We start from the raw sequence: 21731 nt of genomic DNA, 5'->3' as shown, positions 1-21731 counted from the left end.
GCTTAATTTCTGATATTGTAATCTATATTAAAATCCTCTTCATCATTCCAAAGAATTATATTATTTTTCTCCAACGATTTTTTTATATCTACAATTCTTTGATTTGTTGAACCTTTGAACCGCAAATTGTTTTTATAAAAGCTTTTATCAAATTTACCGTCGACTAATACATCACAAAGCTTCAGTAGTTTAAAATATGCTTTATTGTTAAGTATCTCTTCGTAAGTATGTCCGCTGTATATCCATATATCCTTACGGGTATTTGTCTTTATTTTTTCTGCAAGCAAAGCGAGAGGCTCTGCCTGCATCATGGGCTCACCGCCTATAAAGGTAATGTTTGTGAAATTTCCGGTAATTTTTTCATAAACCTCGTCAATGTCCATGGCATGTCCCGAATTAATATCCCACAAACTTTTATTATGACATCCTTCACATCTTATGTCACATCCGCTTAAATAGAGGGAAGTTCTGAAACCGGTGCCGTCCACTATGGTATTTTGTACAATATCGGCTACATAAAGTAATTTATCATTCAATTGTGCTTCACCCTGTCTTTTAATTCTGCCTTTTTTGCATTATTCCAGCTGTCTACTCCTCCAACCAGATACCCTGTTATCCTCTGAATTGTGTCAATGTCTTTGCTTCCGCATTCAGGGCACATTTCTAAATTGTCCGAAGCATCTTCATATCCGCAGCTTTTGCATCTGTTTCTGGTATGATTAACTGAACCGTATCCCATATTGTACCTATCCATCAATTCAACGGTCTGCATGACGGCTGACGGGTTATGAGTTGCATCACCGTCAAGCTCCACATAAAATATATGACCGCCCTTTTCAAATTCGTGGTATGGTGCTTCAATTTTAGCTTTATGTTCTATGGAGCATTTATACCAAACGGGCACGTGTGAGCTGTTTGTATAATATTTCTTATCGGTAATATGAGGTATACTGCCAAACTGCTTTCTGTCTTTTTTTATGAATCTGCCGCTTAAGCCCTCTGCAGGTGTTGACAGCAAGCTGTAATTCAAATCATAATAATCTGACTTTTCTTTTATTTTTTTATTCATATATTTAACAATTTCAATTCCGAGCTCCTGCGTTTTTTCATCTTCGCCGTGATGCTTTCCCGTTAATGCTATTAATGCTTCGGCTAAACCGATGAATCCGATTCCCAACGTACCGTGCTTCAATATATTTTTAACGCTGTCATCGGGATTCAGTTTTTCACTTTCAAGCCACATTCCGGACATAAGCATTGGGAATTGCTTCTTTATTGCAGTACACTGAAATACATATCTGTCATAAAGCTGCTCTGCAGCTACGTCTATGCATTTCTGAAGCTTCTTAAAAAACTCTCTTTTCTTATTATCCAGACTTTCCATATCCCTGCATTCCAATGCAAGCTTAACTATATTAATAGTTGTGAAGGACAAATTCCCCCTTCCTATGGAAGTTTTTGCGCCGTGCCTGTTTTCAAAAACTCTTGTCCTGCAGCCCATGGTCGCAACCTCTTTTTCAAATCTGCGAGGATCATTTTCATCCCAATCTTCATGCATATTGTATGTAGCATCTAAGTTTAAATAGTTGGGGAAAAATCTTTTTGCCGTAACCTTGCAGGAAAATTTATACAAATCATAGTTTTTGTCCCCGGGCAGGTAGTTTACACCTCTTTTTTTCTTCCATATTTGTATGGGAAAAATAGGCGTTTCACCATTTCCAACACCCTTATAGGTTGAAATCAGCAGCTCTCTTATTATGCATCTTCCTTCCGCACTGATATCGGTACCGTAATTTATGGAGCTGAAAACAACCTGATTTCCGCCTCTTGAGTGAATCGTATTCATGTTATGAATAAATGCTTCCATCGATTGATGTACGCGCTTAACGGTATTATTCACGGACTGCTGAATATATCTTGAATTCCCTTCAAGTCTATCTAAAGGCTTTTCAATATAATCCTCTATTTCGATATCATAGAGAGTGCTTAAATCAATATCTAAAAGCGCTTCTATCTTACGTATTTCTTCCTTGTAGGTAAGCTTTACGTAAGGAGCCAGATAAAAATCAAAGGCAGGTATAGATTGTCCTCCGTGCATTTCATTCTGTATTTGCTCCATGGAGATGCATCCTATTATAGAAGCTGTCTCTATACGCTTGGCAGGTCTGCTGGATCCGTGTCCCGCCCTGAACCCGTTTTTTAAAATATAATCTAAGGGATGCTGCAAGCATGTAAGTGATTTTGTAGGATAATAATCCTTGTCATGCACATGTATGTAGTTATTTTCCACATAATTCTTTGACTGTTCCGACAAAAGACAATCATCAACAAATGGCTTCGAAGATTCGCTGGCAAATTTCATCATCATGCCTGCAGGAGTGTCAGCGTTCATATTTGCATTTTCTCTCGTAACGTCATTAGGAACCGCATTGACTATATCCATGTATATATCATATTGCTTTCTTCCTCTGGCAATATTTCTTTTATTTCTGTAAATTATATATTCCTTGGCTACATCCTTTCGCTGACTTGCCATCAGCTTTTTTTCAACAAGATCCTGTATGTCCTCCACAGAAATAGTTTCATTGGTTTCATCCGTTATTTCCTGTGCGATTTGTTTTGCGATTCCTATGTCTTGTCCTATAGCTGTGTGGCTCATCGCCTTAAGTATGGCATCAGATATTTTGCTTTTATCAAATTCTATCAACCTTCCGTCTCTCTTTATAACGTTCATTCTATGTCCTCCTTGAATTTCCCAAATAACTCACTTTCATTTTTGTACAGTTCTTTTCCCAAATATTTATGGGCCTTAATCAAAAATGGTTCTTCCAGTCCGGCTTTATCTAAAATTTCTTTATTAAGAAATATTGTTTCCTTTTTCCCTTCCGACAGCACGCACCCCTTGTTAAGTACATATATATAGTCACAAGCTTCATAAATAAAATTCATATCGTGACTTGAAACCACAATGGATTTTTCTTGCTTTTCGCTTATATTTTCTAATATGCTTTTCACATTTTCTTGTGACCTGTAATCTAATCCTGCCGTCGGTTCATCAAAAAAAATAATATTATGGTTCATTGCCGCCACACTTGCAATTGATACGTTCTTTTTCTGACCGTAGCTCAGAAAATGTACCGGCTTATTTTGTAATTCCGTTATGCCCGTTTTTTCAATGGCAAGCTTAACTCTTTTCTGTACTTCGTCTTCATTAAATTTAAGATTTCTAAGTGCAAAAGCCACATCATCAAAGACACTTGAGAAAAATATCTGCTTGTCCGGATCCTGAAATACTATGCCTGCATTTTTTCTGAGCTCTGATAATGTATTCTTATCATACTTTAACTCTTTTTCATTAAAAATTACTCTTCCCTTTGTAGGCTTCAATAAACCTAAAAATATCATAAACAACGTTGATTTTCCTGAGCCGTTTGAACCTACAATACCTATTTTCCCGCTTTTTTTTAAATCTATGTTAACATCCTTAAGTGCCACAGTCCCATCTTCATAAATATATGTTACATCTTCCATCCTTAACATAATGCACCTGCTTTAATCAATCCACATAAAAATTACCGTCAAAATGCTTTAGTTCCAATATTGCTTCCATATCCTTAAATCTCATCATTATTCTGACAAACAGTATTTTAATCAATACCGCCAATGAGTTCATTGAATTTTTATATCCATCGTATCCAAACCTCATTTTTTGAGCAGTATGAATTAAAATTGCCTCTTCAAAGAATATTGCAATAAACCTGTATGTCAATACATACAGCTCAATAAATACAGCCGGCAGCTTTATTTTTTTCATAACCTTTATCTGTTGACTGCAAGGGGTTGTAAGTATGAGAAAATACATGCTTGCTATACCGCTTAACGCTCTTAATCCCAATATAAATCCGTTTTGGGCAGCCCCTTCCGCCAATCCGATGTAAAAATTTAAAATCTGAAATTGTTTGAAATATATAAATCCTTCAGTATATGCGTTATCTGAAAAACCAAAGGTGAATACAACAGTAAAAATGCTTATTAATAAATACACTGCGGGAGCCGCAATCATCTTGGCATATGATTTTTTTGGAATACCGGCACCGAATATTGTAGTTAAAATAATTCCTGTACTCATTAAGCATAAAAAGTATACGTTTAAGCTGACAATTGATAGTAATATCAAAAGCAGCGAAATTGTTACCCTTAAATAAGGACTTGAATTGCTGAATTTATTTGTATATGCAAATCTGTCTATAATAAGCATTTTATACCTTCTCTTTATTGATTAGTTGCTCTCTTGCCTCTTACAAGACCATAGAAATACCCTATAACTCCTGCTCCTATTGCTGCCTGCAAGGAAAACAATAAGCTTTCAATTTCACCGCTTGCCGGCTCTATCAACGGGCTGAACCATGGCTCATAATCAGGATTTATCTCTGTTATAACTTCCTCTGCCTGTCCGTCAGCTCCGCCGAATTCAGCATCCTTTAAAACTAACAGGGGCACAGTTAACAGTACAATTAAAGCTAAAATCAATAAAATATTTTTAGTTGATCCTTTCAAGCTGGTATCCTCCCTCTTTTTGATAATTTACAATTAACTCGAAAACTATTACCGACAAAATTCCTTCTGCTATAGCAAGCGGAATCTGAGTAACCGCAAATATGCTTAAAAATTTAGTCAATGAACCCATTACTCCGCTTACCGCATCTGGATGAGCCAAAGCGAGCTGCACGGATGTTACCATATATGTCACCAAATCTCCCAAAGCTGCTGCTAAAAATACGGCAAGCTTTTTATTGGTGCCTTTTAACAGCTTGTATGTAAAATACGCTGCAAAAGGTCCTACAACTGCCATTGAAAATACATTTGCTCCCAATGTGCTTATGCCTCCATGAGCAAGTAAAAGTGCCTGAAACAACAGGACTATAAGTCCTGACACAGCTATTGGCAAGGGTCCGAACAATATTGCCCCAAGTCCTGTTCCTGTGGGATGTGACGTGCTGCCTGTTACGGAAGGCATCTTAAGAGCTGATAATATAAATACGAATGCTGTTACCAAAGCAAATAATAATTTTTGATTTGGATTTTCGTTAAATGTTTTGGATATTGTTCTTATGCCCAGAACAACAAAAGGCAGACTCACAACCATCCAAAATATTGCCCAGCCTACAGGCAAAAACCCTTCCATAATGTGCATGCCAAAAATATAATTTGGAGATAATAGCATTACTGACAGTAATGCCAGACATAAAATAAATCCTTTTTTCATTTCTTCCTCCTTATTTATTTGCACTGTATTTTAATTATACAGTCAAAACCTCATTTAATCTGTCAACAAATAAATTGACAGCATTCTCGTTTTCACCCAGTCCTGTAAAGAACATTTTTACATTGATTCCATTGACAGCAATTTTAGATTGTATCGAATTTTTATCATCCGAGCCTATATCATTTAATGCATGGTCACCTGATACTATTAGAAACGGATAAAGATGAACATTTTTGTATTTCTTTTCTTTTAATTCGTCCATTACGTCGTCAATATATGGACTTCCTTCAATATTTACTATGTAAAGATTATTTACATCCATTTTCAGCAGTCTTTCAATTTGTTCATAGTATTTATGAGAGTCATGTTCTGTACCGTGTCCCACCAATACTACTGCCTCATCATCCTTTAAATCAGTATTTATATATGATTTTATGACGTTTACTTCAACTTCTCCCATATGTTCGTCTAAAAATGTTCTTGCTGTTTTTATTTCTTCAAAGCTGTCTTTATATTCATTAACTGCCATTAGAACCTTTTCATATTCAAATCCCGGTATCACGTGAGTTACGGATACGTAGACATGAGTATAGTTTTCTTCCTTAAGCTTCTGCAAACAGCTCTTCATATTATGGATATCCAGATTTTCTTCCCGTTTCATCTTTTTCCTGATAATTTCCGATGTGAATACTCTGAAGCATTCAATGTCCTTATATGTATCCTTAACCGCATTTTCAATGGTCTCAATATATCTTTCCCTTGAATCCTTTATTGAGCACCCAAAGCTTGCAATAACTATTGCTTTTTTCATATTTCCTCCAAAATCTCGTATTTCATTTCATTTCCCTGTAGCTCATGTAGACACCGATAATATATAATAACAATGCATATGCCGTCAGAATCAAAATTGAACTGTACGAGAAACTCCCCTCTAATACGATGCTTCTGAGAGATGTGGCTGCATGAGACAGCGGCAATATGCCTACTATTGACTTTACGGCACCCGGCAAGTTCTCCAGCGAGAAAAATGTCCCGCATAAAAATGACATTGGTGTCATTATGTATGTATTAAACCTTCCCATATCATAGTGGCTTTCAATTGACAGAGCGGCAGCATATCCCAAGGCCGAAAACACAAAGCTGTTTAAAAAACAAATTACTAAGAAATAAAAGCTGATTTCTATTATTACACCGAATAGTAATGATACCAGTATAATAAGAATGCTTGCGTAAATTCCTTTCAGTGCCCCCGATAATATGTATCCGAAGGACATAAGAGGCATGCTTATGGGAGATGTCAGATAATATTCAAAGCTTCTTTCATATAGCTTTGACGTAACAATTCTCGTAGACACTGCATTAAAGCCTGTGTTCATGGTTGTCATGGCAATAAGCCCGGGTATGAGAAAATGCATGTATGTGGCTCCTTCCACTACCACATCCTTACCAAGCCCCCAGCCGAAAGCAATAAGATATAAAACAGGACTCATGATGGCTGAGGAGGTAATTCTTCCGACCCGCCTTTTAAAAAACAAATATTCTCTCCACAAAACAGTAACTATTTCCATCATATTACCTTCCTGTTTGTATAATTATAAAAAACATCCTCTAAGGTGGTTTCTCTTATTGTATAATTTAAGCTGTCTATGCCTATGGAGTAATCCAATGCTTTTTGCTTTGAGTCAAAAAATTTATATGCGGTTTTTGATTCCTTATCAAAATATTCAACAGTGAAAACTCCTAATTGCTCTTTCAGGTTCTCAGGCGTACTGTCCTGAATAATCACACCCTTATCAATGAGACATACTCTGCTGCACAGATATTCTGCTTCCTCAATATAATGAGTGGTCAGCAGCACCGTCTTATTCCTTGACTTCAAATACTTTAAAATATCCCATATCTTTCTTCTTCCGTTTATGTCTATTCCTACCGTAGGTTCATCAAGTATAATTATATCGGGATCATTTATGAGAGCTTTTGCAATTGTAAGACGCCTTGCCATACCTCCCGACAAATTTCCCGTCATTCTGTCTTTAAAATCTGATAATTCAACGAAATCCAAAAGTTCCTCTATTTTATTTCTATAATTTTCTACTCTGAAAAGCTTTGCGGCAAAAATAAGATTCTCATATATGGTAAGCTCCTTGTCCAGATTGGAGTATTGCGGAACAATACCCATGATTCCTTTTACTTCTTTATTCTTCCTGTTCATTAAGCTTCCGTTAATATATATATTTCCGGCAGTAGGTTTTAACAAACCTGTAATTATTTTTATAGTTGTAGTTTTGCCTGCTCCGTTTGGTCCTAAAACTCCAATAAATTCACCTGATTCTATAACTAAATCAATATTGTCTATAGCTGTAAAATCATTGAATTTTTTGCTGAGATTTTTTATTTCAATCATTTAATCCCTTCCCTGCTGTACCATTATTCTTTTTAGGAATAAAATATGGACAATTGTTTACCTTATCTTCATAAATGTCGGCATCAATTTTAAAAATATCTTTTAATAAATCTTTGCTGACTATTTCGCATGGCTCTCCATATTCTCTTAGCTCACCGTCATTTATGACCATCATCTTATCCGAATACCTTGCCGCCTGATTTATGTCGTGCAAAACCATGACAACGGTGATGCCAAGTGTTTTATTCAGTACTTTTACCATCTCCAATGTCTCCATTTGATAGCAGATATCAAGAAATGTTGTGGGCTCATCGAGTAACAGCATCTTTGGTTTTTGTGCCAGAGTCATTGCAATCCATGCTCTTTGCCGCTCTCCTCCCGAAAGGGTAACTACATATCTGTCCTTCATTTTAAATAATCCCGTTTTCTCCAATGCCCACGCAATTACTTCCTTGTCTTCCTTACTCATTCTTTTTCCAAACTTAAGGTGTGGAAACCGTCCATATGATACTAATTCTTCAATTGAAATATCCGACGACACAGCTTTAACCTGAGGCAGCACAGCAAGATTTTTAGCTATTTCCTTTGTGTTTATACGATTTATATTAACCTTATTAAGATAAATATCTCCGCTCTTTGGTTTTAAGTAACGGCTTATTGATTTTATAAGTGTAGATTTACCTGAGCCGTTAGGACCGATAATGGTTACAACTTCGCCTGATTCAACATTAAAGCTGATATCCTTAAGTATCCTTTTTTCGTCATAGCTTACATTTAAGCCTTCAACCCTTAAGTCCATTTAATATTCCTTCTTTCTTCTCAGCAAATATAGAAAAAATGGTGCTCCCAACGCTGACATTATAATTCCTACGGGTATTTCGAGAGGAGCGAACATAACTCTTGCTAAGGTATCACAAAGAACCACAACAGCCGAGCCGGTAAAAATTGATGCAGGAAGCAAGTACCTGTAATCCGAGCCTATAAAAAGCCGTGTAATGTGAGGAACTATAAGACCCACAAATCCCAATAATCCCACTACGCTGACTGCAGCTCCCGCAAGCAGGGATGAAATTATTATAAAGAAAAACCTTGTTGCTTCCACATTTAACCCGAGTCCTGTCGCTACCTCATCTCCAAGCATGAGTATATTCAATTTGTTTGTAACAAATAAAAGAAGTATGATTCCTATAACCGCATAATTAAATATCATATCAACATGCTTCCAATTAGTAGACGACAGCCCTCCTACCATAAATCCTATAACTCCGGAAACCTTATCCGGATAAAAGGTCATTATGGCATTGTTGCCTGCTCCCAGCAAGGATGAAACCGCTACTCCGGCTAAAATGAGCCGTGTTGTTGCTGCTCCTTCCTTCCAGGCTAAAAAATATATAAAAAGTGTGGCTAAAAGTGCTCCTGTAAAAGCGCCTAATGGAGCAAGATAATAGTAATCAGGAAAAATTATCAAAACAATCAAGGTCATAAGCCCTGCACCTGAGGAAACTCCGATTATATTAGGACTTGCCAAGGGGTTTCGCATTACGCCCTGAAGTATGCAGCCCGACAATGCGAGGCTGGTTCCCACCAATGACGCAGTTATTGTACGGGGCAACCTGACATTCCATATTATCTGATAGTTGACTGTTGCTTCTTCAAAAAATATGGCACTTATTATTTCTGACGGAGATATTTTTACAGCACCGTTCATTATGCTTATAAAGAATCCCGCAATTGAAAAACATATACAAGCAATTAAAATTGTGCTTTTTTTAATTTTGTCTTTTCTATTTATGTTAGTCATAATTTATTTCTACCAGCCTTTACAATATTGATAACGACAATAAAATACATTAGGTTGGCGAAAAGGTTCGTCCTGCAAGGCGCCGGAAGGAGGACAACCGCAGCGTATTCAGAAATACGTGATGATTGACTGACTGAACGGCAACGCAGCAGGCGGGACTTTTCGGCGACCGGCTATTCCAAAAACACTTCCGGATATATCATTATTGCTAACCTCTCATATGCCTCAGGGTATCTGTCATTAGGCTTGTACAAATATAAATTCTTCGGAAGAACGATGTATCTGTCTTCTTTTACCGCAGTAAGCGATGCCCATGCGGGATTATCCAAAGCATCAGACTTCAATCTTTCGGTAATTTTCTCCAGGTCGCTTCCCATTGTTTGTACAAAAATGAAATCAGGATCCTCCTGTAATATTTTTTCAATACTGAATGTCTTTGTGTCTGCACCTGCATCAGCTGAATCAGATATGTTAATTACATTTAAGTCCTTTATCATTTCTCCCACCATAGTACTTGAATCTCTGACCGTGATACTTTTAGCTGTTGCAAACATTACTACTGCTTTATAATTTTTATCTTTGGGTGCTTTTGAAACTATTTCATCGACCTTCTTTTGTATATCATTTACATGGTTTTCATACAAATCTTCTCTGCCTGTAATGGCAGTAAATAATCTTACTGTTTTATAATAGTCCTCAAGCAAATCGTTATCTAAATTAATTACCTGTATATTATTCTGCTCAAATGAGGGTACCATTTCTCTTTGTGCAGTGTAGCTGCCTGAAATAATAATCAAATCAGGCTGCAGTGATAATATTTTTTCAAGACTTGGTGCTCCCATTGAACCGACAACTTCTGCCGTCATAGCATTTTCAACCATTTTATCTTCAGATTCTTCAACTCTGCCTACAACCTTTCCACCTGACTGGTCCCAAATTTCCAGGAGGGAATTCTGCAAAACAATCACTCTTTGAGGATTCCTGGTTATTGTTACTTCCTCTCCTGATGAATCTGTAAATACAACATTTTCTTCATTAATTACTATTCCGTAATCTGATGCTTCGTCCTTCTTATCATCATCAGCTGATTTTGCACCTTCTTCTGATGGATTTTCTTCTACAGGCAGCTCGTTTTTATTGCTGTATTTACTGCATCCTGCAAAAAATACCGCCATTATTACAACCGTTAACATAATGTCCAGAATTATTGATTTTTTCATTCTTTCCTCCAATAATTAATATTTTGTTTCATATCCCCTTTGGGTTATGATTTTGTTATTTTTAATATAGGTTGAGCTGTTGCCCACTATTACTATGCTTAGCATATCAACTGATTCATAATCAATTGTATCTATTGTACAAATATGCACCTTTTGATTTTCCCTGCATGCGTTTTTGACTATGCCCACAGGAGTTGAACCGGATTTATATTTTTTCATTATTTCAAAGGAATTTTTCAAGTAGTCCGGACGTCCCTTGCTTCTGGGGTTGTAAATGCATATAACAAAATCACCCTCTGACGCCAAAACAACTCTTTTATATATTAAATCCAACGGCGTTAATAAATCGCTTAAGCTTATGTGGCAAAAATCATGCATGAGAGGTGCCCCCAATACAGCGGCGGCAGCTGTGGAGGCAGTTACCCCGCTTATAATCCTGACATCCTCATCCTCTGACAATTCTAAAATCAAACCTGCCATGCCATATACTCCTGCATCTCCCGAGCTTATAACCGACACGGTCTTGCCTGTTTTTGAAATTTCTACGGCTTTTTTAACTCTGTCTATTTCCTGTTTCATACCATTTGAAACCACTTGCTTTTCCTTTATTAAATCCTTGACCAAGTCAATATATGTTTTATAGCCGACTATAACATCTGATTTTTCAATTGCCTCCATTGCCTCATATGTCATTGTTTCCCGGCTTCCGGGACCTATTCCTACTGCGTATATCATGATAACTCCCATTTTTTATTTATTAATATGGTGGTAAAATAAGATACATCGGATTTTTTAACATCTTTAATATTCTTATATATTATTTCTTCATCCTTTGATGAATTGCTTACTACTATAGAATGATTTTCTAAGCATTCCTCAATAAGCATTTCTAAAATTTCATCAAAATTATTGTATACCTTCATCAAAACAATTGAATTTTCATTTTTGATATAGCTTCTTAACCTTTCTGTGCCCATGGTAGCAGGCAGAATTATCAAAGGGTTCTCTCCCTCCACTAAAGGAAAATTATTATTGGAAGCAATATCCAAAAATGATGCTATGCCGGGTATTGTTGTTATTTTAGTTTTATCCTTCAAGATTTTTAAAAGATAAATATAGGTACTGTAGACCATTGGGTCTCCGATAGTTATAAAGCCTACATCTTTACCTTCTGATACATCTTTAATTATTTCAGATGCAATTTCATTCCATACTTTCTGAAGCTCTTCAGTATTGTAATTCATAGGGAAATGCTTAGCTTTTATTATTGTTTTTTCATTTATATAATCTTTTACAATACTATGTGCAGTGCTGTAACTTTCTGTTTTTTTAGCTGTAGGTACATATAAAATGTCCAGTGTATCCAGTACATCTATTGTTTTTTTTGTTACTGTCAGACTGCTTCCCACACCTACTCCGATACCATAAAACATAAAACCTCCTTATTAAAATTATTCTGTATTATTCAATGTTGTATAATAAGGCATTGCATATTGCCGCAGCTATATTGCTGCCTCCCTTTCTTCCCTTTGCAACAATGTATTCAACATTATCCAGGCTCATTATCAATTCCTTTGCTTCAACTACATTTACAAAGCCCACAGGAACTCCGATAATAACCTCCGGCTTAATCATTCCGCTTTTTATCATTTCATAAAGCTTTATCAAAGCCGTCGGGGCATTGCCTACGGCAAAAATTACGGGACCCTTTATCATGGCTGCCTTCTCCATGGAAACAGCAGCTCTCGTTTCTCCCCGCAGCGTTGATTCCTTCGCCACATCTTCGTCAGCCATGAAGCACTGTATATTTACTCCATATTTAGCAGCTGCTTTTTTATTTATTCCCGAATGAGCCATGTTTGTGTCGGTAACAATTGTTGCTCCGTTTTTTAAAGCCTCTTTCGCTTTTTTTACGGCACTCTTTGAAAAACACATGTTATTTAAATAATCAAAATCTGCTGATGTATGTATGACTCTTTTTACAATCGGCTCTGTTTCTTTTTCAAGCCGTATTTCTCCCATTTCCTTCTGTATTATTTCAAAGCTTCTCTTTTCAATGTTATTTGGCTCTATAAATATAATATTTTCCATCTTTTCTCCTCTAAAACACATATAGTAGGCTGTTGAAAAAGTTCATCTTAAAAAACCACTTCATAATCGTCTGCTGCTGCCGCTACTGTAACCGAATTAACAACTGTTTTATTTATTATTACCCTTTTTGTTTTACTGCCCATAATTGCGGCTCTTTCACATACGGTGTCAACTCCCGCAACACCTTTTACAAAATCAGAGCTTGAAAACTGTCCCTGCGCTTGATTAAGCTCGTCCTTTGAATACGTATGAAAGGGTACCTTGAAAATCTCGGCTGTCCTCTTAATAGCCTCTTCTTCTTTTTTTAAATCAATTGAATTTATGGAGCTGATGGCAAAATGCGAGATATTGTTCCTGCTTAAAATCTCCTTTACGGCAGTGTAAACATCATTAAAATCGATTCCTTTTCTGCAGCCCACACCCACAGATATAATTCTTGGAATTAAATTCAATGTATTTTTAAATGGAGCTTTATTTGAATCAAGGCTTATACATATTCCTGTTTCCTTTTCATCAAAATTTATTTCATCAGGTACATTACCTCTTACTTCGAAATCCGATTTAAAACCTATTTTTTTATCGTCCAGTATGTCGGCAGCGATGTCCCTTGCTCTTTTTAAGCTCATTATGTGGAGGTTTGTGTCATGAGCCCATTCATCAACCGCAAATTTACCGTTAATATCGGTAGCCGTAGTTATAATAGGATTACCCCCAACAATATCCGCAATCTTTTTGGTGAGCTTATTGGCCCCGCCTATGTGACCGCATAAAAGAGAGATTACATTACTGCCTCTTTCATCCATGCATATGACAGCAGGATCGGTTTTTTTACTTCTGACAAAGGGCGCTACGGCTCTAACCGCTATGCCTGCGGAGCCGACAAAAATAATGCAATCGGCACTTTTAAAGGATTTCTCAGTTGCCTTATACAGGTTCTCTTCACGCAGTTTAACCAATTTGGCAGAAGCTGTATACCTTTGAGGAACATAGGAATTCACTTCATTATCATTTAAATGTTCAATTAATTTATCGCAAATCTTTGCTCCGTTACCGGAAAATGCATATATGTCAATTTTCATTTTTTTCACCTGTTACCGGAATAATATTCAATTGATTTTTTTATAAAATTTTCTGCAAACTTTAAGTTTCCCATAAAATTTATATGCGGATATCCCGCAAACTTCGTATCGTCTGCTATAATTGTCTTCCAGCTTCTGTCCGACTCCGGCTTTACAGCCAAAAATGAATCGCCTGTATTGCTGCTGTCCGAATAATGAAATTCGTGTCCGTTTATTAATTCTCCGGCTTTACACATTAAATTATCATTGCGGCTGGTTAAGGTAATATATCCAAACCTTCTAAGAGACCCCGTCATGCAGCTGTTTCCTTCTATTGCTCCGGCTAAGCTGTAAACCTTGCCGTCCTTATCCACATTCTTATCAATGAAGCTTTCCATTAAATACATATATCCTCCGCATTCCGCAAAGGTAGGAAGACCTGCAGCAACTTTTGCCTTTATGTCATCAAGCATTGATTTATTACCGGAAAGCTCTTTGATATATAACTCAGGATAACCTCCTCCGATATATAATCCGCCTATGTCTTCCGGGAGCACTTTATCCTTAATCGGACTGAATTTAATTACTTCAGCACCCATTTCTGCAAGTATGTCTAAATTATCCTCGTAGTAAAAGCAAAATGCTTTATCATATGCCACGGCAATTTTTATCTTGCCTATATAATTTATGCTCGGTTCCTCATATTCTATGGGAGCTGCACTTACAGCCAGTGAATATAAGCCTTCTAAGTCAATGGTTTTTAGTGCCTCCTCGCCTAATTCTTCTATTATTGATTCAAGGTTTCCGATTTCCTCAGCAGTTACAAGCCCCAGATGCCTGCTTTCAAGCTTACAGTCTGATAATCGGGGCATGTAGCCGTAAACTCTGACACCCGTATTTGATTCAATGATTTTTCTGTAATATTCAAACATTGTATTTGAAACAGCGTTTAATATTACTCCTTTGATATTGCTTTTTCCCTTGAAATTTTTAAATCCTTCAATTATTGCACCTACGGATGCAGCCATGCCGCTTGGATTAATGACTAAGACAACGGGACAATTCAAGATGGATGCAAGCTCATAGGAACTGCAGGAAGTACCTGTACCTATACCGTCATAATAACCCATTACTCCTTCAATGATTGAAATATCCATGCCACGACTGTTCTTGTCAAATACATATCTGCAATTATTTTCACCCATCATAAATTTATCTAAATTTCTGGATGGAATTTTAATCACCCTTGAGTGGAACATTGGGTCTATGTAATCAGGTCCTGCCTTAAATGCCGCAAGCTTTTTTCCCTTCATTGTGAATGCTTTTAAAATTGCCGATGTCACCGTTGTTTTACCGTTGTTGCTGCCTGCTGCTGAAATCATAAGTCTTGGCACATTTGATATCACAGTACATCACTTCCTCTTCCACTGATTATATAAATGGGATTTTGTCCTATCATAAGATCGTACCTGCCCATTTTTTTGGATTTTGCAACAGTAACGCTGATAATTTCCACATCTTTAAGATCATACTTTTCCATACAATTTATTGCTTCGTTTAAGCTTTGAATCGTAATTGTGTTAATAACCAAATTCACATTTGGATTTTTTTTCAGAACAGCATTTATTATTTCATCCATGTTTCCGCTGCTTCCTCCTATAAAGCAGGCATCAGGTCTTGGAAGATTTTTCATTGCCTCAGGTGCTGTACCTCTGATAATTTCAATGTTATAAGTTTTAAACTTCTCTATATTCTTTTCAATTAAATTCACTGCTGCATCATCTTTTTCTATAGCGTACAAAGCTCCGTTGTATAATTTTAAAGCTGCTTCAACCGATACGGAACCTGTTCCGGCGCCAATATCGTATACAATATAATCACTTTTCAAATTAAGCTTTCCGACACTTACGGTCCTTACTTCACTTTTAGTCATGGGAGCGTTACCTGTAACAAACTCTTCATCCTTTATAGAACGATGCGCTTCATCCATGGATATGTAATCATCATTATGAACTATCATAACGGCGAGACCTTTAAATTTCATTTCAGCAATTACGCATGCTTCAGCTTCCACTATTCTTTCATTATCATAGGATAAATTTTCTCCTGCGCTGACTCTTAAATGTCCCAATCCCTTGCTTGTCAGAATTTCACATATACTGTCCGGACCAAAATCAACCGAAGTAAGAATAAATATTTTTTTATTGAAAATAACGTTGGATATAATGTTCAAATTTCTCCCGTGCGCACTGACATATTTTATATTGTCCCAGGGTATATTCAATTTTGATGCAAAATATTGAATTGAACTGATTGCCGGAATGTTTTCAACCTTAATATCCTCGTTTTTTCCTAAAATTACGGTAATCTTTTTAGATAAGCTGTAAAAACCGCAATCACCTGAAACTAAAATTCCATAAGTTTGATAATCTCCCTGAGCAACATAATTACATATGCTTTCAGCATTTGAATTTTCATAAATTTGTTTGTTAAAACCGAGAAAATCCTTAAGCATTCTTTTGGCTCCTATTAAACATTCGCACGACCATATTGTCTCTGTCGCCTTGTTATGCACGTAACTTAAATTTCCGATACCCAGTCCGATTATATAAACCGTCTTCATATTTTCCCTCTTATTATTTGCTTAAAATCTTTTAAGGTTATACCTTCTTCTTCAGCCATTTTTAATACAAGGCATTTTGCATTTGTTTTAATACATGCGTTTACTTTTTCCTCAAATCCTCCGGATGCTGCACTTTCCTTTGTTACCATGAATTTTGCACCGATAGAATTCATCATTGCTATATTCAGCTCTTCACTGAAGGGTCCCTGCATACATATAATATTTTTGTTTGAATAACCGAGCTCTACAGCTTTTTTCAACGAGCTTTCCATAGGCAGAATTCTTACAAAAATTCTTTCCTTATAATTATTGACGGCTATAAATTTATCTAAATCCTTGCTGCCGGTGGTTAACAATATACTTCCTTCATCATTATTCAGATGGCTTATAATATCTTCAATATGGTCAAAGTACATCGGATATTCATTTTTATCTGTTTCTCTTACAATTCTGTAATATTTTAAATTGCAATGTTCTGCTGCTTCTTTGACATTTTGTGAAACAATTTTAGCAAAGGGATGAGTTGCATCTGCGACACAGTCAAAGCGGTTTTTTTCAAATAATTCAATCATACGCTGTTTATCAAGCCGTTTTTGATGAACATTTACATTATTTAAATCCTTAACAAACTGCTCACCATATTCAGTGGCTATATATAAATCAGCTTTTACATTAAATTCACTTAAAAATACAGCTAACAAACGACCTTCCGTCGTTCCTCCGAAAATGCACACATGCATCATTTAATCCCCTCTCGGAATTCGTGTGTGAATTTGGGGTTGTACAATTCGCTTCTTTCGTAATCATCCCCAAGGAAATTACCAACTAAAATCAGAGCCGTCTTTGTTATATTGTTGTCCTTCATGGTTTGAGGCAAGCTTTCAACGGTGCATCTGAATATTTTTTCATCAGGCCACGTTGCCTTGTAAACTACCGCAACAGGTGTTTCTTTTTCATATCCTCCTGCAATCAATTCTTTTGATAATTCTTCCGTTAAGCCGGAGCTTAAAAACAAAACCATGGTTGATTTATGTGCAGCAAATGATCGTATGCTTTCTCTATCAGGAACGGAAGTTCTTCCCTCCATACGGGTTATGATGACCGACTGGCTCACATTTGGCAATGTATATTCAGCATTCAATGAAGCTGCTGCGCCGCAAAAGGAGCTGACACCGGGAACCACGTCATATTGAATATTTAATGATTTTAACAAATCAATTTGCTCTCTTATTGCACCGTATATGCTTGGGTCTCCGGTATGCAGCCTTACCGTATCCTTATTTTCCTTTTCAGCTTTTTTTATAACGTCTATAACTTCTTCTAAAGTCATATGCGCGCTGTTATGAATTTCCGCCCCTTCTTTTGCATAACTTAATAATTCTTTATTTACCAATGAGCCGGCATATATTATTGCATCAGCTTCGGACAAATGTTTATATCCTCTCATTGTTATCAAATCCGTTGCCCCGGGACCTGCTCCTACAAAATGTACCATTTTATCCTCCTTGCTAATTTAAAATCCCATGATTATTTGAATAAATAATCAATTTAATTTTAATTCTGTTATCTACTTTTTTATTTATATAATAAAGAGCTCTTTCGCTTATTTTACAAATAACCTTATCTTTTAGTTTTTCTCTGATTAAAACATCTACTGCCTGCTCTGTTGCAGCACAGGAGAGTATCTCAGCAATAACACTTCTTCCTGCTCCGTAAAGCCCTGCATAGCAAGCAAACATCTCCATCCGGAAATCTCCGGTATGAGAATGAGTGTTCATCATGCCTCCGGCCACCTTCACCATCTTACCTATATGTCCCACAATTAATATCTCATTAAAATCAAGCTCCAACGCAAAATTTAAAACTTCTCCTAAATAATTGCCGAATTTTAAACTGTTTTCACTGCGTATACCAAGTGTATCGTAAATAAATTTCTCTGCATAGTTGCCGGGAAATGCTAAAAGTGTATTGTATCTTCTTTCTTTTATTACCTGCATTTCAACCTTTAAGCTGTCAATCAATGCTTTTTCACTCATGGGCTCCACAATGCCAGTAGTACCTATGATCGATATGCCGCCCACAATACCCAGCTGAGGGTTAAAGGTTTTTTTCGCTGCCTCTTCACCTTCCGGTACGGATATTACAATGTTCACCCCTCCATTGTAACCATATTCATTACATATCCTTTGAACATTTTCAGTTATCATTTTTCTTGGTACTGAATTTATAGCAGGTCCCCCGACAGGACAATCCAATCCCTTTTGAGTAACGTATCCTACGCCTTTTCCCCCGCTAATGCGAATTTCACCTGAATCATCAAGATTTACGTCCGCATATATTAAAATTCCGTCTGTTACATCAGGATCGTCTCCACTGTCTTTTTTTACGCAGCATCTTACTCCATGCACACTGAAGGTTGGCTCTTTAATGTCAATACTCAATATTTCACCCTTTGGCAATCTGACTGAAACCTTGTCCACAACCTCACCGATAAATATCATCAACGCAGCTGCTGTTGCGGCAGCTGCAGCACATGTTCCTGTAGTAAATCCGCATCTTAACTTTTTTCCATTTTTAATCGTAAATTTTTCCATATATTCCTCCAAGCATTGAAAACGCCACTCAATTTCTCTTTGCTTACGAAACCTTATTATTTATGCACATAAAAAAATCTTCTGAATTTTCAGAAGATTAAATAACAATAAATATTTTCATACTATTTGATTATTTTAGAAATTCCTCCCGAAAATCTATAAATACATATCCTGGCAGGTCTCCTGACTTTCGGTTCATCTAACATTCACCTTCCCATGCATAGCACAGTGGCATCGAACGCTATCACCTTTCACAGTAGCGGGGGCTGTAACAGCTTTTACTGTTTTCCCTTTTAAAACATTTGTTACCAAAATATCGATATTAAATTATTTTCATTATACATTACGTTTTTTAGCTTGTCAATAAAGTTTCTTTTTATCAATTAAAAGCTTATTTGACATATAAATTTGTATTTGTATTTTTATTTTCATTATATAAAAATTTACAAGTATAAAAAAGCATTTGACATTTATCTTTAATAGTTTTATAATTAACAAAATTAAATAAATCTTCAGGGCAGGGTGTAATTCCCGACCGGTGGTAAAGTCCACGAGCCGCAATGCGGTTGACTTGGTGTAATTCCAAGACCGACAGTAAAGTCTGGATGGGAGAAGTGATTACAAATATATTTTTTTATATTTGTTTATTTTGAACGTATAGGTTCTGAATTTTTATTTCAGGACCTTTTTTTATGCCCTAACCCTATTTTTCAGAGTCTTTTTTCTGAAAAATGGCGGTAGGTCAAATGCAAAGAATGCCAAATTTATGCGAACGGTAGTGAGCAAATAAATTTGATGCATTCCCCTGCTTGTTCTTTACACAGATATTCGCATACAAATGATTATACAGGCGATACTTATAAGGAACTGATATTTATTATTAATATCTTAAAAATTAATATATGAAAGGATGTATTGAATGGATGAATTGTATATGAAAAGAGCTTTGGCTTTGGCGTTAAATGGTGTTGGAAAAACAAACCCTAATCCTCTTGTTGGTGCTGTTATTGTAAAAAACGGAAAAATAATAGGAGAAGGATACCATGAATATTATGGAGGTCCTCACGCTGAGGTAAATGCAATAAAAAATGCCACGGAAAATGTTGAGGGTGCAACTTTATATGTAACATTGGAACCATGTTCACATTATGGAAAAACACCTCCATGCGCTGAATTAATTGTCAAGGAAAAACTGTCAAAAGTTGTAGTTTCAATAACGGATCCAAATCCTAAAGTTGCAGGCAAAGGTATAAAGATTCTTCAGGAAAATAATATTGAGGTAGTAATCGGTGTATTAGAAAGCGAAGCAAAAAAAATTAATGAAATATTCTTTAAATATATTAAAGAAAAAAGACCATTTTGCATTCTTAAGTCGGCCATGACCATGGATGGAAAAATAGCTTCAAGTACCGGTGAATCTAAATGGATTACAAATGAAAAATCAAGATATTATGTTCATGAATTAAGAAACATGGCATCTGCAATATTAGTAGGGGTTAATACAGTTATCAAAGATGATCCTTCTTTAACAACAAGGGTAACAAACGAAGGCAATGATGCCATAAGAATAATTGTTGATTCTTCTTTGAAAATACCACTAAATTCAACAGTTTTAAAGATAAACTCACCAAAAAAAACTATCATTGCTACGACAGAGAAAGCTGATAAAAACAAGTTAGAAGCATTAAATGAAATGGAAAATATTCAGGTAATTATTACACCTATTAAGGAATCAAAGGTTGATTTAATTTATTTGTTTTGTTGGCTTGGTAATGAAGGTATAGACAGTGTATTAGTTGAGGGCGGTTCTGAACTTAATTTCTCTGTTCTTAAAGAAGGGCTGGTAGACAAGGTAATAATTTTTATTGCGCCAAAGATATTAGGAGGTAAAAATTCAAAATCTCCTGTAGGTGGAAACGGTTTTGAAAAACTTAAAGATGCTGTCATGCTAAAGGATATAAATATGAGAACTTTTAATGATGATATTATGATTGAAGCTTATGTCAGAAAGGATTCAATATGTTTACAGGGTTAATAGAAGAAATCGGAATAATAGAAGCCATAATAAATGGGAAACAATCTATGAAGCTATCTGTTAAAGCTAAAAAAATACTTGAAAATATTAATATCGGAGACAGTATAAGCACAAACGGAGTTTGTTTGACTGTTACTGACTTTACCAAAAATTCATTCACTGTTGATGTGATGCCTGAAACTATGAGAAAGACTAACCTTGGCAAATTAAAAAATGGAAGCTGTGTTAATCTTGAAAGGGCTTTAAAAGTAAGTGACCGGCTTGGCGGTCACTTAGTGTCCGGTCACATTGATGGAACAGGCAGTATAAAGGGGTATAAGGATGAATACAACGCTACTTGGGTTACTGTTGAAACTAACAGGAATATAATTAAATATATTATTCCAAAAGGATCGATTTCTATAGACGGCACAAGCTTAACTGTGGTAGACGTTTTTGATAATTCATTTAGAGTTTCTTTAATACCTATTACGAAAAAAGAAACAATTTTATTAACGAAAAAAATCGGAGATGAAGTAAATTTAGAATGCGACATAGTTGGAAAATATATCGAACGATTTTTGAAGTTTAAAGATGATAAGAAGGATAAAGAAACTATAGATATGAATTTTTTAATGGAAAACGGATTTTTATAAAGGG

23 protein-coding genes and 2 riboswitches are annotated in these 21731 nt (G+C 36.0%); of the genes, 2 read left to right on the top strand and 21 right to left on the bottom strand.

Translation table 11 applies throughout. The annotated features are described in order from the left end of the window. Positions 1-2 precede the first annotated feature (2 nt). The 21 genes from nrdG to cbiD all read right to left on the bottom strand — a co-directional run bounded on the left by nrdG (position 3) and on the right by cbiD (position 19057). A complete protein-coding gene (gene nrdG / locus RT412_RS05830) occupies positions 3-536 on the bottom strand; it encodes an anaerobic ribonucleoside-triphosphate reductase activating protein (protein ID WP_313342141.1) in 534 nt (177 codons plus the stop codon). After that, the gene (locus tag RT412_RS05825; RefSeq protein WP_313342143.1) at positions 533-2734 is read right to left on the bottom strand and encodes an anaerobic ribonucleoside triphosphate reductase; all 2202 of its coding nucleotides are present in this window, start codon (positions 2732-2734) and stop codon (positions 533-535) included. Before RT412_RS05825 ends, nrdG begins: the two co-directional genes overlap by 4 nt. After that, on the bottom strand, positions 2731-3540 hold the full coding sequence (locus RT412_RS05820) for an energy-coupling factor ABC transporter ATP-binding protein (RefSeq protein WP_313342146.1): 810 nt from the start codon (positions 3538-3540) through the stop codon (positions 2731-2733). Before RT412_RS05820 ends, RT412_RS05825 begins: the two co-directional genes overlap by 4 nt. 16 nt (positions 3541-3556) lie before the next feature. Beyond that, a complete protein-coding gene (locus RT412_RS05815) occupies positions 3557-4258 on the bottom strand; it encodes a CbiQ family ECF transporter T component (protein WP_313342149.1) in 702 nt (233 codons plus the stop codon). Positions 4259-4272: 14 nt separating this feature from the next. Further along, a complete protein-coding gene (locus tag RT412_RS05810; RefSeq protein WP_313342152.1) occupies positions 4273-4557 on the bottom strand; it encodes an energy-coupling factor ABC transporter substrate-binding protein in 285 nt (94 codons plus the stop codon). Then, positions 4541-5266 (bottom strand): energy-coupling factor ABC transporter permease, encoded by a 726-nt coding sequence (locus RT412_RS05805; RefSeq protein ID WP_313342155.1) that lies wholly within the window; start codon positions 5264-5266, stop codon positions 4541-4543. The genes RT412_RS05810 and RT412_RS05805 overlap by 17 nt, the downstream gene beginning before the upstream one ends. Before the next feature lie 34 nt (positions 5267-5300). Beyond that, complete coding sequence (locus tag RT412_RS05800; RefSeq protein WP_313342158.1) at positions 5301-6077, bottom strand: sirohydrochlorin cobaltochelatase; 777 nt, start codon at positions 6075-6077, stop codon at positions 5301-5303. Between the two features lie 22 nt (positions 6078-6099). Continuing rightward, on the bottom strand, positions 6100-6837 hold the full coding sequence (locus RT412_RS05795; RefSeq protein WP_313342161.1) for an ABC transporter permease: 738 nt from the start codon (positions 6835-6837) through the stop codon (positions 6100-6102). Next, the gene (locus RT412_RS05790) at positions 6834-7670 is read right to left on the bottom strand and encodes an ABC transporter ATP-binding protein (protein ID WP_313342164.1); all 837 of its coding nucleotides are present in this window, start codon (positions 7668-7670) and stop codon (positions 6834-6836) included. Before RT412_RS05790 ends, RT412_RS05795 begins: the two co-directional genes overlap by 4 nt. Then, entirely contained in the window at positions 7663-8469 is an 807-nt protein-coding gene (locus tag RT412_RS05785) for an ABC transporter ATP-binding protein (RefSeq protein WP_313342167.1), read from the bottom strand. The genes RT412_RS05790 and RT412_RS05785 overlap by 8 nt, the downstream gene beginning before the upstream one ends. Continuing rightward, positions 8470-9471 carry an iron ABC transporter permease gene (locus RT412_RS05780; protein WP_313342170.1) on the bottom strand — a complete coding sequence of 334 codons (1002 nt, stop codon included), beginning with the start codon at positions 9469-9471 and terminating at the stop codon, positions 8470-8472. Positions 9472-9644: 173 nt separating this feature from the next. After that, entirely contained in the window at positions 9645-10691 is a 1047-nt protein-coding gene (locus RT412_RS05775) for an ABC transporter substrate-binding protein (RefSeq protein WP_313342173.1), read from the bottom strand. Between the two features lie 15 nt (positions 10692-10706). Next, the gene (gene cobJ, locus RT412_RS05770; protein WP_313342176.1) at positions 10707-11426 is read right to left on the bottom strand and encodes a precorrin-3B C(17)-methyltransferase; all 720 of its coding nucleotides are present in this window, start codon (positions 11424-11426) and stop codon (positions 10707-10709) included. Next, positions 11423-12124 (bottom strand): precorrin-2 C(20)-methyltransferase, encoded by a 702-nt coding sequence (gene cobI / locus RT412_RS05765; protein ID WP_313342179.1) that lies wholly within the window; start codon positions 12122-12124, stop codon positions 11423-11425. The genes cobJ and cobI overlap by 4 nt, the downstream gene beginning before the upstream one ends. 28 nt (positions 12125-12152) lie before the next feature. Continuing rightward, the gene (locus RT412_RS05760) at positions 12153-12782 is read right to left on the bottom strand and encodes a precorrin-8X methylmutase (protein ID WP_313342181.1); all 630 of its coding nucleotides are present in this window, start codon (positions 12780-12782) and stop codon (positions 12153-12155) included. 47 nt (positions 12783-12829) lie between these two features. After that, positions 12830-13861 (bottom strand): cobalt-precorrin 5A hydrolase, encoded by a 1032-nt coding sequence (locus RT412_RS05755; protein WP_313342184.1) that lies wholly within the window; start codon positions 13859-13861, stop codon positions 12830-12832. A 5-nt stretch (positions 13862-13866) separates the two neighbouring features. Continuing rightward, complete coding sequence (locus RT412_RS05750; RefSeq protein ID WP_313342186.1) at positions 13867-15246, bottom strand: cobyrinate a,c-diamide synthase; 1380 nt, start codon at positions 15244-15246, stop codon at positions 13867-13869. Further along, positions 15243-16463, bottom strand: a complete 1221-nt coding sequence (cbiE, locus tag RT412_RS05745; RefSeq protein WP_313342189.1) for a precorrin-6y C5,15-methyltransferase (decarboxylating) subunit CbiE — start codon at positions 16461-16463, stop codon at positions 15243-15245. The genes RT412_RS05750 and cbiE overlap by 4 nt, the downstream gene beginning before the upstream one ends. Then, positions 16460-17206, bottom strand: a complete 747-nt coding sequence (gene cobK / locus RT412_RS05740; RefSeq protein WP_313342191.1) for a precorrin-6A reductase — start codon at positions 17204-17206, stop codon at positions 16460-16462. The genes cbiE and cobK overlap by 4 nt, the downstream gene beginning before the upstream one ends. Beyond that, positions 17203-17958: a precorrin-4 C(11)-methyltransferase gene (cobM, locus tag RT412_RS05735; RefSeq protein ID WP_313342193.1), complete on the bottom strand. Its 756-nt coding sequence runs from the start codon at positions 17956-17958 to the stop codon at positions 17203-17205. The genes cobK and cobM overlap by 4 nt, the downstream gene beginning before the upstream one ends. A gap of 13 nt (positions 17959-17971) precedes the next feature. Beyond that, positions 17972-19057 (bottom strand): cobalt-precorrin-5B (C(1))-methyltransferase CbiD, encoded by a 1086-nt coding sequence (cbiD, locus tag RT412_RS05730; RefSeq protein WP_313342196.1) that lies wholly within the window; start codon positions 19055-19057, stop codon positions 17972-17974. Positions 19058-19212: 155 nt separating this feature from the next. Next, positions 19213-19385: riboswitch (cobalamin riboswitch) on the bottom strand. A 176-nt stretch (positions 19386-19561) separates the two neighbouring features. Further along, positions 19562-19678: riboswitch (FMN riboswitch) on the top strand. 298 nt (positions 19679-19976) lie between these two features. Here cbiD and ribD point away from each other — a divergent pair. Both ribD and ribE read left to right on the top strand, forming a co-directional pair. Further along, positions 19977-21092 carry a bifunctional diaminohydroxyphosphoribosylaminopyrimidine deaminase/5-amino-6-(5-phosphoribosylamino)uracil reductase RibD gene (ribD, locus tag RT412_RS05725; protein ID WP_313342198.1) on the top strand — a complete coding sequence of 372 codons (1116 nt, stop codon included), beginning with the start codon at positions 19977-19979 and terminating at the stop codon, positions 21090-21092. Further along, positions 21077-21727: a riboflavin synthase gene (gene ribE / locus RT412_RS05720; RefSeq protein ID WP_313342201.1), complete on the top strand. Its 651-nt coding sequence runs from the start codon at positions 21077-21079 to the stop codon at positions 21725-21727. The genes ribD and ribE overlap by 16 nt, the downstream gene beginning before the upstream one ends. The last annotated feature ends 4 nt before the right edge of the window (positions 21728-21731 follow it).

The organism is Sedimentibacter sp. (genome assembly GCF_032080165.1).
GTDB lineage: Bacteria > Bacillota > Clostridia > Tissierellales > Sedimentibacteraceae > Sedimentibacter.
The sequence above is the reverse complement of the archived record's forward strand: the minus strand, read 5'-3'. Positions and strand labels throughout refer to the sequence as shown.